This is a genomic window from Enterococcus sp. DIV0167, from assembly GCF_050541555.1.
Classification (GTDB): domain Bacteria; phylum Bacillota; class Bacilli; order Lactobacillales; family Enterococcaceae; genus Enterococcus; species Enterococcus faecalis.
Genome location: NZ_CP172933.1, coordinates 1,438,071 through 1,450,811 on the forward strand (window position 1 = coordinate 1,438,071; position 12,741 = coordinate 1,450,811).

General features: G+C 39.5%; 10 protein-coding genes. All 10 read right to left on the reverse strand.

What is annotated here, in order from left to right; all coding sequences use genetic code 11:
- Positions 1–88 precede the first annotated feature (88 nt).
- Positions 89–3,271, reverse strand: a complete 3,183-nt coding sequence (carB, locus tag IGM09_RS07035) for a carbamoyl-phosphate synthase large subunit (protein ID WP_113826055.1) — start codon at positions 3,269–3,271, stop codon at positions 89–91.
- Positions 3,271–4,350: a carbamoyl phosphate synthase small subunit gene (locus tag IGM09_RS07040; RefSeq protein ID WP_033624995.1), complete on the reverse strand. Its 1,080-nt coding sequence runs from the start codon at positions 4,348–4,350 to the stop codon at positions 3,271–3,273. Before IGM09_RS07040 ends, carB begins: the two co-directional genes overlap by 1 nt.
- Positions 4,351–4,352: 2 nt before the next feature.
- Positions 4,353–5,636: a dihydroorotase gene (locus tag IGM09_RS07045; protein ID WP_016616871.1), complete on the reverse strand. Its 1,284-nt coding sequence runs from the start codon at positions 5,634–5,636 to the stop codon at positions 4,353–4,355.
- 8 nt (positions 5,637–5,644) lie between these two features.
- Positions 5,645–6,571: an aspartate carbamoyltransferase catalytic subunit gene (locus tag IGM09_RS07050; protein WP_002357411.1), complete on the reverse strand. Its 927-nt coding sequence runs from the start codon at positions 6,569–6,571 to the stop codon at positions 5,645–5,647.
- Between the two features lie 13 nt (positions 6,572–6,584).
- On the reverse strand, positions 6,585–7,865 hold the full coding sequence (locus IGM09_RS07055) for a solute carrier family 23 protein (protein WP_002357410.1): 1,281 nt from the start codon (positions 7,863–7,865) through the stop codon (positions 6,585–6,587).
- Positions 7,866–7,881: 16 nt separating this feature from the next.
- Positions 7,882–8,421: a bifunctional pyr operon transcriptional regulator/uracil phosphoribosyltransferase PyrR gene (gene pyrR / locus IGM09_RS07060; protein WP_301280621.1), complete on the reverse strand. Its 540-nt coding sequence runs from the start codon at positions 8,419–8,421 to the stop codon at positions 7,882–7,884.
- A 338-nt stretch (positions 8,422–8,759) separates the two neighbouring features.
- Positions 8,760–9,665, reverse strand: coding sequence for an RluA family pseudouridine synthase (locus tag IGM09_RS07065; protein WP_002371061.1), 906 nt, complete (start codon positions 9,663–9,665; stop codon positions 8,760–8,762).
- Positions 9,652–10,128 (reverse strand): signal peptidase II, encoded by a 477-nt coding sequence (gene lspA, locus IGM09_RS07070; protein ID WP_002360174.1) that lies wholly within the window; start codon positions 10,126–10,128, stop codon positions 9,652–9,654. The genes IGM09_RS07065 and lspA overlap by 14 nt, the downstream gene beginning before the upstream one ends.
- A gap of 5 nt (positions 10,129–10,133) precedes the next feature.
- A complete protein-coding gene (locus IGM09_RS07075) occupies positions 10,134–10,838 on the reverse strand; it encodes a CBS domain-containing protein (RefSeq protein WP_002360173.1) in 705 nt (234 codons plus the stop codon).
- A 104-nt stretch (positions 10,839–10,942) separates the two neighbouring features.
- Positions 10,943–12,613, reverse strand: coding sequence for a formate--tetrahydrofolate ligase (locus IGM09_RS07080; protein ID WP_002371060.1), 1,671 nt, complete (start codon positions 12,611–12,613; stop codon positions 10,943–10,945).
- Positions 12,614–12,741: the final 128 nt, after the last annotated feature.

Genomic DNA, 12,741 nt, shown 5'->3' on the forward strand with positions numbered 1-12,741 from the left:
ATTCTCTGATTCCCCTATAAATGATTTTCTATTTCTTCGTAAAAGAATCTGGAACAGTCCTCCTCAGACGATTGTTCCAGATTTTTGCTTAAATGGCTTCTGTCGTAAAGTCTCTTGATTCTAAAACTTTTAAAATCGCATTTGCTGTGTCAAGTGAGGTAAACAATGGAATCCCATGTTCGACTGCTTCCCGACGGATTGAAAACCCATCTTGGTTGGCACTGGAACGATTTTTATCCATGGTATTGATTACCACTTGTGCATTCCCATTACGAATGACATCCAGCACGGTTTCCCCTTCAGGATTAGAAATTTTCGTCACTTTCTTAACAGGCAACTGATGCTTCGCTAAAAAGTCAGCGGTTCCTTCCGTTGCGACTAAACTATAGCCAATTGCTGAAAAACGCTTAGCAATTTCTAACGCCTCTTCTTTTGTTTCATCAGCAATGGTGAAAAGTACAGCCCCATAACTTGGCAAATGCAAGCCAGATGCTTCAAAGGCTTTATACAAGGCTTTTTCTAAATAATAATCACTACCCATAACTTCCCCAGTTGATTTCATTTCAGGCCCTAAGTACGTATCTACTTTTTGTAGTTTCGTAAAGGAGAATACAGGGGCTTTCACATGAACTTGTTTACTTTCAGGATATAATCCATCTTGATATCCTAGGTCAGTCAATTTCTCACCAAGAATCGCTTTTGTAGCAACTTGGGCCATCGGAATCCCTGTGATTTTACTTAAGAAAGGAACTGTTCGACTCGCACGAGGATTCACTTCAATCACATAAACACGATTTTCATGAATAACAAATTGAATATTCATCATACCTACACAGTTTAAACCAAGTGCCAGTTTTTTTGTATAATCGGCAATCGTTGCTTGAATTTCTTGAGAAAGATACTGCGGTGGATAAACCGCCATTGAATCACCAGAATGCACGCCAGCTCGTTCAATATGTTCCATAATCCCTGGAATTAGTACTGTTTCACCATCACAAATGGCATCAACTTCACATTCCTGTCCCAATAAATAGCTATCAACCAAGACAGGATGTTCTGGAGAAGCTTTGACTGCGTGTCGCATATAATCTTCCAAATCCTTTTGATTTTCGACAATTTCCATTGCACGACCACCTAAAACATAACTTGGACGAACTAAAACGGGATAGCCGATACGATCAGCAATCACGACTGCTTCTTCTGCACTTGTGGCCGTATCTCCTGGTGGTTGAGGAATCGCTAACTCTTGCAAAGCTTGTTCAAATAAATCACGATTTTCCGCACGATCTAAATCTTCAATCGTTGTTCCAAGAATTTTAACGCCTTGTTTTGTGAGCGGCTCAGCTAAATTAATCGCTGTTTGTCCACCAAATTGGACGATCACGCCAATCGGATTTTCTAAATCAATCACATTCATGACGTCTTCTAAAGTTAATGGCTCAAAGTATAATTTATCAGAAACAGAGAAATCTGTTGAAACTGTTTCAGGATTACTATTCATAATAATTGCTTCATAACCAGCCGCTTGGATCGCTTTGACAGAATGAACCGTTGCATAATCAAACTCGACCCCTTGACCAATGCGAATGGGACCAGAACCTAATACTAGTACAGAAGGCTTTTTCGAAACATTGCTTTCGTTTTCTACTTCATACGTGCTATAAAAATAAGGCGTGTGTGATTCAAACTCTGCAGCACACGTATCCACCATTTTATAGACGGGCACAATTTGATTGGCTTTGCGGAAGTCAGCGATGGCTTGTTCTGTTTGTCCCCAAAGTGCTGCAATTTTTCGATCAGAAAAGCCATTTTGTTTGGCTTCTTTCAAGACAGCTACGTTGTCCACGTGACTTTCAAGGGCCGTTTCAATTTCGATAATGTGTAAAAGTTTATCCAAGAAGAATAAATCAATTTTCGTTAAACTTTGTAATTCTTCGATGCTATATCCTCTACGAATGGCTTCTGATAAGTAGAACAATCGATCATCTTGCGCATGGACCATTTTCTTCGTTAATTCTAAATCACTGACATGACTTAGTTCTGCTAACTCGTTGTGATAAGCACCAATTTCTAAAGAACGAACTGCTTTTAATAAGGATTCTTCAATATTGCGGCCAATTGCCATGACTTCCCCGGTTGCTTTCATTTGTGTTCCTAGTTCTCGAGCACCTTTTTCAAATTTGTCAAAAGGCCAACGAGGAATTTTGGAAACAACATAGTCCAAAGCGGGTTCAAATTCGGCATAAGTGGTTCCAGTAACTGGATTTTTCATTTCATCTAATGTTAAACCAACAGCAATTTTTGCGGCTAACTTCGCAATGGGATACCCTGTGGCTTTACTAGCAAGTGCAGATGAGCGAGAAACACGAGGATTCACTTCTATCACATAATAATTAAAGCTATGTGGATCCAAAGCTAATTGAACATTACAGCCACCTTCAATTTTTAATGCACGAATAATTTTCAAAGACGCATCTCGCAACATTTGGTATTCATAATCTGATAAGGTTTGACTCGGAGCAAAAACAATCGAATCCCCAGTGTGAATGCCGACAGGATCAAAGTTTTCCATGTTACAAACCACAATCGCATTATCAGCCGAATCACGCATCACTTCATATTCAATTTCTTTAAAACCAGCAATACTTTTTTCAATTAAACATTGTGTAACTGGTGATAATTTCAGACCGTTTTCGGCAATCTGACGGAGTTCTTCTTCCGTATCGCACATGCCGCCGCCTGTTCCACCTAAGGTAAATGCGGGACGAACGATAATTGGATAGCCAATTTGTTTGGCAAAAGCCACGGCTTGTTCCACCGTATTGACAATTTCACTTTCTGGAATCGGTTGTTCTAATTCTTCCATCAATTGTTTAAATAAATCACGGTCTTCCGCTTGGTCAATCGCACTGAGCTTTGTTCCTAGCAATTCTACATTTAGCTCATCTAAAATTCCTGATTCCGATAATTCCATCGCCATATTTAATCCAGTTTGACCACCTAATGTTGGTAGAAGAGCATCAGGACGTTCTTTTCGCAAAATTCTTGAAACAAATTCTAAAGTAATCGGTTCGATATAAACATGATCCGCGATTTCTTTATCGGTCATGATGGTCGCTGGATTTGAGTTTACTAAAACAACTTCATACCCTTCTTCTTTTAGCGCTAAACAGGCTTGTGTGCCTGCATAGTCAAATTCTGCTGCTTGTCCAATAATGATTGGTCCTGAACCAATCACCATGATTTTCTTAATGTCCGTTCGTTTTGGCATTAGTTTTGCTCCTTCCATGCATCCATTAATTCCATAAATTCGTCAAATAAATGAAGACCATCGTGCGGTCCTGGAGCCGCATCTGGGTGATATTGCACAGTAAAAGCTGGATAATCTCGATGACGCACGCCCTCAACTGTTCCATCATTGACTTCCACGTGGGTCACAAGTAATTTTTCTGGATCAATTGTTGCTTCATCTACGGCATATCCGTGGTTTTGTGAAGTGAAATCAATGCGTCCTGTTGCAATTTCTCGTACAGGATGATTCAAACCGCGATGTCCAAACTTCATCTTATACGTATCCGCACCATTTGCTAATGAAAATAACTGATGACCTAAGCAGATGCCGAAAATTGGAACTTTTCCTTGGATTGCTTGAATCATTTCAATAGCTTCAGGCACATCTTTGGGATCTCCAGGCCCATTTGTCAACATGACACCATCGGGACTTAATTCTAAAATCTCTTCGGCCGTTGTATTATAAGGCAACACGGTTAAGTTGCATTGCCGTTTTGATAATTCTCGCAAAATACTATGTTTCAACCCAAAATCAACGACGACCACATTACGCCCAACACCCGGACTCGGATAAGGCTTAGTGGTGGAGACTTGTGCCACTTGATTTTTCGGCATGACTGTCGCTTTTAATTGATCAAACGCATGCGGCAAATCATCCACGGCATCAATGATGCTCCCTTTCATTGTTCCAGCTGATCGTAACTTACGAGTCAGCGCACGCGTATCAATTCCTGAAATTCCCGGAATCCCTTTGCGCTTTAAAAATTCATCCAAGGTCATTTGTTGACGCCAATTTGAAGCAACCCGCGCATGCTCTTTAACAATGACACCTTTACAGGTTGGTGCAATGGATTCATAATCATCTCGGTTGACCCCGTAATTTCCAAATAATGGATACGTAAAAGTAATCATTTGTCCATTAAAACTTTGGTCAGTAATTGCTTCTTGGTAACCTGTCATGCCAGTAGTAAAAACAACTTCTCCTACTACATTGCCTTCTGCACCAAACGCTTTTCCTTCAAATACTGTTCCGTCTTCTAAAATCAATAACCTTTTCAAACCTACTGCGCCTCCTCCGACCAAGCTAATGCTCCGTCAACAAATGTCATAAGTGTCTTTCCTTTGACTGTCCACCCTGTAAATGGTGTATTGACAGCCATTGATTCAAATGCTTCTGCATCAATTGGTGCAGCTGTTGCTAAGTCAAAAACTGCAATATCTGCTGGTGCACCAATTGTTAGTGTTCCTGCGTTTAATCCAAAAATTTCTGCCGGTTTCACTGCCATCCAATCAATCACTTGTTCTAATGTGAAAATGCCTGTTTCGACAAAGTTCGTATAAATCAATTGGAAGGCCGTTTCACTACCGACAATACCAAAAGGTGCGTTTAAAAATGATTGTTGTTTTTCTTCTAAACCATGGGGCGCATGGTCGGTAGCAATACAATCAATCGTGCCATCTAACAAACCGTCAATCAATGCTTGTCGATCTGCTAAACCACGTAATGGCGGGTTCATTTTCCAAAACCCTTCGTCACCAGGAATATCCTCATCGACTAAAATTAAATGGTGTGGCGAAACTTCGGCTGTTACGTGAATCCCTGCTTTTTTAGCATCCCGAATAACGCGCACGCTTTCTTCTGTTGAAACATGACAAACATGATAATGAACGCCTGTTTCTTTTGCTAAAGTAATATCCCGAGCAATTTGTGAAGCTTCCGTTGCACTTAAAATCCCTGGTAGGCCTAATTTCTTAGAAACTTCTCCTTCATGCATCACACCACCAAATAATAAAGATTCATCTTCCGTGTGCGCAACAAGTGCCATATCTAATGCAGCCGCTTCTTTCATGGCTAAGTACATCGTTCCTGCCGTTTGGACACCAACACCATCATTCGTAAATGCAAAGGCGCCCGCTTCTTTTAAGGCCTTCTGATTGGTTAAAACTTCACTCCGTAGCTCTTCTGTAATGGGGGCATATTGTAAAACTTTCACGACTGCATCTTTTTGAATTAAGTCGTAAACCTCACTTAATTTTTCAGCCGTATCTGGTACTGGATTCAAATTGGGCATTGCGCAAACCGTAGTAAAACCACCGCGAGCAGCAGCTTTACTACCCGTTTTAATCGTTTCTTTATACGTAAACCCTGGTTCTCTAAAGTGAACATGCACATCCACCAAGCCTGGCGTGATTAGTTGCCCGTTCGCATCAAACACTTGCTCAAAATCTGCTTCGTCAAACGATTCTCCGATTGCGTGAATCACACCATTTTCTAGCCAAAGTGCTGCCTCAATCAATTGATTCTCTTTTTTGATGATTTTCCCATTCTTAATTAACGTCTTCATTTCTCCACCTAGGCCTTTCCATGTAAAATTGCTTCTAAAATTGCCATGCGCATAAAGACTCCGTTACTCATTTGCGCGACGATTCTTGATTGCAGACTTTCCACTAATTCATCTGCCAGTTCAACATCCCGATTGACTGGCGCTGGATGCATAATAATTGCGTGTTTCTGTAAACGAGTTGCCCGTTCGTTGGTTAAACCATATTCCAAATGATAGCCTTCTTTTGAAAAACTTTCCTTACCATCATGACGTTCGTGCTGCACGCGAAGCAACATCATCACATCGACTTTTTCAACAATTTCATCTAATGGCACATATTGTCCATAGACATCAAACTGATGATCGTACCACTCTTCTGGACCTGAAAAATAAATTTCAGCGCCTAAACGGTTTAATAACTGCATATTTGATTTAGCAACGCGAGAATGTGTAATATCTCCCACAATCGCCACTTTCAAGCCTTCAAATCCACCAAATTCTTCATAAATAGTCATCAGATCCAATAAACATTGTGTAGGGTGTTGTCCACTCCCGTCCCCACCGTTAATAATAGAACATTGAATCGTTTTACTTTGAATCAATTCATCGTAATAATTTTCTTTACCATGACGAATGACTGCTACATCTACACCAATTGCCGACATCGTTAGTACTGTATCGTATAACGTTTCTCCTTTTTGAACAGAACTTCTACTTGCTTCAAACTCAATCACTTCTAAGCCTAATTTTTTCTCAGCTACCTCAAAACTTTTATGTGTTCGAGTACTATTTTCAAAAAACAAGTTTGTTGCAAAATATTGACGTTCTTCTGGGTGCCATTTTGCCCCCTGTTTAAATTCTCCTGCGCGACGGATTAACCCCATGACTTCACGGTCGGTTAAAGCCTCAGCAGTTAAAAGATGTTTTAAACTAATTCGTTCAGATGTAATAATCATTCGTCCAGTCCTCCTACTGTTCTTCGCTACGTGCGTTTTCCGGTAAAATTAAATTCAAAACAATTCCTAAGACGGTTGCTAATGCCATTGAAGACAATTCAAAGGTTCCTACTTTGAAGACTAAGCCACCAATGCCGATGACTAAAATTACTGAAGCAATCAATAAATTCTTTTTCTTATCAAAATTAATCTTATTATCGATTAAGATTTTCAAACCACTTGCGGCAATCACACCGAACAAGACGAAACTAATTCCTGAAATAACTGGTCCTGGGATACTTAGAATCAAGGCACTTAATTTTCCAACAAAGCCTAAAGCTACAGCGAACACCGCGGCTCCACCAATCACGAAGACACTGTGTACTCTTGTAATTGCCAGCACGCCGATATTTTCACCATAACTTGTAACTGGTGGTCCACCAACAAAACCTGCTACAATTTGCGCTAAGCCATCTCCCATTAAAGTTTTAGATAAGCCTGGGTCTTGGAAAAAGTTGCGCTTGGTTAACTTATTCAAGACCATTAAATGACCAATATGTTCTGTCATTGTTACAAAAGCAATTGGTGCCATTGTTGTAATGGCATTTAAATACAATTTCGGTTCATATTGAACAAAAGGTACTTCAAAATTCGGTAAAGCAAACCAAGCAGCTTCTTTAATAGGGGTTAAGTCAATAATTCCGAAAGCTAAAGCGACTAGGTACCCACTGACAATTCCCAAAAGAATTGGAATTAATCCTAAGAAGCCTTTGAAAAACATGTTGTAAAAAATGGTTAAGCCTAAAGTAATCAAGGCTACGGCAATATATTTAAAATCATAAACGTTGTTGTTATACATTGCGTTATTTGCGGCATTAGCTGCCAAGCCTAAACCGATAACCATCACGACAGGTCCTACAACGATAGGCGGTAAAATTTTATCCAACCAGTCAGAACCAATTTTTTTAATGATTAATGAAACGATTAGGTATACCAAACCAGTTGTCATAGCACCTTGGGCAATGGCTGGATAACCATCACTCTTCATTAACATCTGCATCGCTGCAATAAAAGCAAAGCTACTGCCAAGATAAGCGGGGATTTTTCCTTTTGTAGTAATCAGATAGACCATTGTTCCTAATCCTGAACTGACTAACGCAATCCCTGGGTCAATTCCCACTAAGATTGGTACTAAAACCGTTGCGCCAAACATCGTAAATAAATGTTGTAAACTTAGGCCAACCCAGTGAAAAGCTTGCGGTCTGTCTTTAATATCTAAGACTGCATCCTCATTTCGAAATTCTTTTTCTGACAACGTTGTTCACTCCTTTTTATTCGTTTCCTTTACTGATCATAATACGATCTGCGCCGTCACGCTCTTCCATTTCCACAATAATTTCCTCAGTTTTTGATGTTGGAATATTTTTTCCTACATAATCGGCACGAATCGGTAATTCCCGATGCCCACGATCTACTAAGACTGCTAAAGAGATTTTTCTCGGACGACCTAAATCCATAACAGCGTCCATCGCAGCACGAATGGTCCGGCCCGTGTACAAGACATCATCTACTAAAATAACTTCTTTACCTTCAATTGAGACTGGTACGTCAGAAGAATGTAATTCAGGTTCCTCCATATCTTTCACATCATCACGATACAAAGTAATATCTAATTCACCAACTGGCACGTCAATATCTTCTAATTGTTTTAAGCGTTCGGCTAGACGTTGTGCAATGTATATCCCACGCGTTTTAATTCCTACTAAAACAATGTCTTGAATTCCTTTGTTTCTTTCAATAATTTCATACGAGATTCGAGTAAGCGCTCGTTTCATTGTGACTGCGTCAACAACTTCTTTCTTTGGCATAATAATTTCCTCCTCATTTCTTTTTTATCTACGTCCTCGCTGTCTTGGGGTCAGCGATTCTTCCTTCAATTGAGCAGCTGAAAAATAAGTGGATTTTTATTGAAATTGTCCTGTTATTTTTTCCAACAAAAAATCCTCCTACCCGTATGAGGATAGGAGGATGTTGGTTACAGTTTAAAAAGGTACAAGGGTACCATGTAGCCCACACAACTTACTAACTAAGCGCACCTAGTGTTCTTTTGCATGATTCCTTCTTAGCCTCACGGGACTAAACTTAAAGGTTACAGTTATTTAGTTATTTTTCTTCTTAAAAAAGAGTTTACCTCTTCTTCAGAAAAAAATCAATGATTATTTCTTAATTGGTGTAAAGTTTTTTCAAAAACTTCTGGTAAAGGTGCTTCAAAGACTAATTGTTCACCTGTAGTAGGATGTGTAAAGCCTAATAACTTCGCATGTAAAAATTGTCCATTGCCAGGCAATGTTTTTTTCGGTCCATATAATGGATCTCCAGCTAATGGATAACCGATATATTTCATGTGAACACGGATTTGATGTGTCCGGCCTGTTTCTAGTTGTAATTCAACTAAGGTAAATGCATCAAAACGCTCTAAAACAGTAAAATGCGTGACTGCTTCTTTACCGCCTTCAATGACCGCTTGCATTTTTCGGTCAACCTTGGAACGACCAATAGGCGCATTTATCTCTCCCTTATCGTGAGGAATAACACCGTGGACCAAGGCGACGTATTTGCGTAACGATGTTTTTTCTTTTAGCTGTTTCGCTAATGATTCATGGGCTTGATCATTTTTAGCCACCATCAATAGCCCCGAAGTATCTTTATCAATTCGATGAACAATTCCGGGTCGCACCACATCATTAATCGCCGATAAGTGATCCGCATGATGAAGTAATGCGTTCACTAATGTACCATTGGGATGCCCTGCCGAAGGATGAACAACCATGCCTTGAGGTTTGTTGACGACAATCACATCATTGTCTTCATAAACAATGGTCAAAGGAATATCCTCTGCTACCATATCTAGAACTTCTGGTTCAGGAATTGTTACCACAATTTCATCGCCTGCTGTAACTTTGTAATTTGCGCGGACCGTTTCACCGTTAACTGTTACGTGTTTTTCTTTTAACCATTGTTGAATTTGCGAGCGAGAATGATTGGGTAAATGTTCACTTAATACTTTGTCAATCCGGCCTTTTTCTGTTTGAATCGTTACGTTAATTTGTTCCATTTTTGCCTTCCTTTGCTGCTTTTTCATCTAAAATCAAATAAATAAATATACAAATAACGCCGACCACTAACGTACTATCTGCAACATTAAAAATAGGAAAATTCATAAAATCCGTTTGGAGCATGTCCACCACGTAGCCTAAACGTACACGATCAATAAAATTCCCAATGGCACCTGCTAAGACAAAAGATAAACCTACAGAATACCAGATACTTTTTTTATAATTCTTAATTAATAAATAAATAATCACGACACTAACAATTACTGTGATGACATAAAAGAATATCATCTTTCCTTCTAATAAGCTCCAAGCAGCTCCGGTATTTCTTAAATGGGTCAGCGACAAAAATCCAGGAATGAATTCTTTTGTTTCACCCAAAGAAATGTTTTGGACCGTCAAATATTTGCTCCATTGGTCAAGCCCTACTAATAAGGCACTGATTAAAAAATATACTACTAACAATCGCGTCATTCCTTTTCTCTATGAATACTTGCTAAATCTCTTGGTCGAACAATGCCTACTAACTCACCATTAGGATGGCCACTTTTACTAATAAGCACAGCTTCTAAGCGTGGCTGCTCCCGAAACATTTGTTCAACTTCAAAAACGGTTGCTTCAATTGAAACAAATTGATAGTTGCTGCGTTTATAATTTGATGCCAACAATTCTCGCACCGTTCGGTTGGCAATGTGAACTTCGCCTTTGGTGCTCTCAATGGCAAACCATACACCAATCCCTCGAACCGTGATTAATCCTTTAAATACACCTTTTTCATAAATCGGAAATTGAGAATATTGTTTTTTTGCAATAATCGTTAATAACGTTTCTAAAGAAGTGGTGATTTCAAAAGCTGTAACACGTTTCGCAAATTTAGGCACTACTTTTTCTGGTTTTGTTAAAGCTTGTTCAATCGTTTCAATTCGTTGAACTGCCCATTCGTTTGGCTCTGCAATTACAAAATCATCAGCAATTCGCTCATGAACGATGGCATTTCTTAACTGAGCCATTTGAAGCAAATCCTCTTCAAATTGAGCAATCTGTCCTTTTTCTTTTCGGGAAAGACGTCTTGTCATTTCACTGAATCCCATATTGACAGGATTGTTCAGTCTCTCTCTCATCCACTTTTCAATGCGATTAAAGTGTGCTAAAAATGTATCTGCTCGTTCCCCCATAGTCGTTGCTCCTTATAATAAACTACGCAATAAATTTCCGTCATTATTTTTTATTGAGCTACTTTTAAGTATATACTAAAAATAGGTCTCAGGAAAGAGCGGCTTTAAAAGAGACCGCTCGCTTGACCCGTTTCGTCCACATCCATATTTAACGCAGCAGGAACTTTCGGCAAGCCAGGCATCGTTAAAATGTCACCCGTTAACGCCACGATAAACCCTGCACCGATTTTTGGAACTAGCTCACGAATCGTAATCGTAAATCCTTCTGGCCGTCCTAATTTTTGAGGATCGTCAGAAAGTGAATACTGTGTCTTCGCCATGCAAATTGGTAATTGATCCCAACCATTTTTTGTAAAGTCTGCAATTTGCTTTTGTGCTTTCGGAGAAAAAATCGCCTGTTCCCCGCCGTAAATCGTTTGTACAATGGCTTGAATTTTTTCTTCAATTGTTTGGCGAGGGTTATATAAAGGTTGAAACTGTTTTGTATTGGCTTCAATCTCTGCTACTACTGTTTTCGCTAGATTCGTGCCACCTGCGCCACCTTGCGCCCAAACACTTGTTAACTCGACGGGCACGCCTAACGCTTGGCATGCTTCTTTCAATAATTGAATTTCTTTTTCTGTATCCTGTGTAAACTCATTAATTGCAACAACTACTGGTACATCATAACGTTGCATGTTTTGAATATGTTTTTCTAAGTTGGCAAAGCCTTTTTGTAACGCTGGTAAATTTTCTTCTGCTAACTGATCTTTCGCCAAACCGCCATGCATTTTCAACGCGCGAATCGTTGCCACAATCACAACGGCATCGGGTGCTTTCCCTAAAGAAGGTACTTTAATATCTAAAAATTTTTCGCCACCCAAGTCGCCACCAAAACCTGCTTCTGTTACGACATAATCCCCTAGATGCAAAGCCGTTTTTGTCGCTAAAATACTGTTACATCCATGAGCGATATTGGCAAAAGGACCACCGTGAACAAAAGCTGGAGTTCCTTCAATCGTTTGAACTAAATTAGGTTTTAAGGCGTCTTTTAATAATAAAGTCAGCGCACCTGCCACGTTTAAATCTTTAACCGTCACCGGCTCTCTTTGGTCATTATAGGCGACAATAATCCGACTTAAGCGTTCTTTTAAGTCCGTTAAATTTTGCGCTAAACAAAGAATCGCCATAATTTCGCTTGCCACAGTAATATCGAAACCGTCTTCTCTTGGTACACCTTGGAAAGGACCGCCTAAACCAACAACGACCTGTCTGAGCGCACGATCATTTAGATCCACTGCCCGTTTCCAAATCACCCGTCGAGAATCAATCTTTAATTCATTTCCTTGCTGTAAATGATTATCTAGTAACGCAGCTAAGGCATTATTGGCTGTCGTAATCGCATGCATATCACCAGTAAAATGCAAATTGATTTCTTCCATTGGTAATACTTGTGCGTAACCGCCACCTGTTGCGCCACCTTTAATCCCCATCACAGGACCTAATGATGGTTCTCTTAGGGCAATAACTGTTTTTTTATTGATTTGATTTAATGCATCTCCTAAACCAATGGTCACGGTTGATTTTCCTTCTCCTGCTGGTGTTGGATTAATCGACGTAACGAGGATTAATTTACCTTCTGGCTTCGCTTCTAAGGATTGAAGCGTTGGAAAATCTATTTTCGCTTTGTATTTTCCATAAAGTTCGAGCGAATCTTCTGAAAGACCGATTGTTTCGGCAATCTCTTGAATAGGTTTTAATGTTGCTGCTTGTGCAATGTTAATATCTGTCTTCATAACGGACCCCTTTTCAATTCTTTATCGTCTTTGTGACACATTGTTTCTTTTAAATTATAGCTTGTATTGAATAGAATGGCTAGAATAACCTTTTTTAAACAACCCAACCATTGACGTTTGGTAGCCTT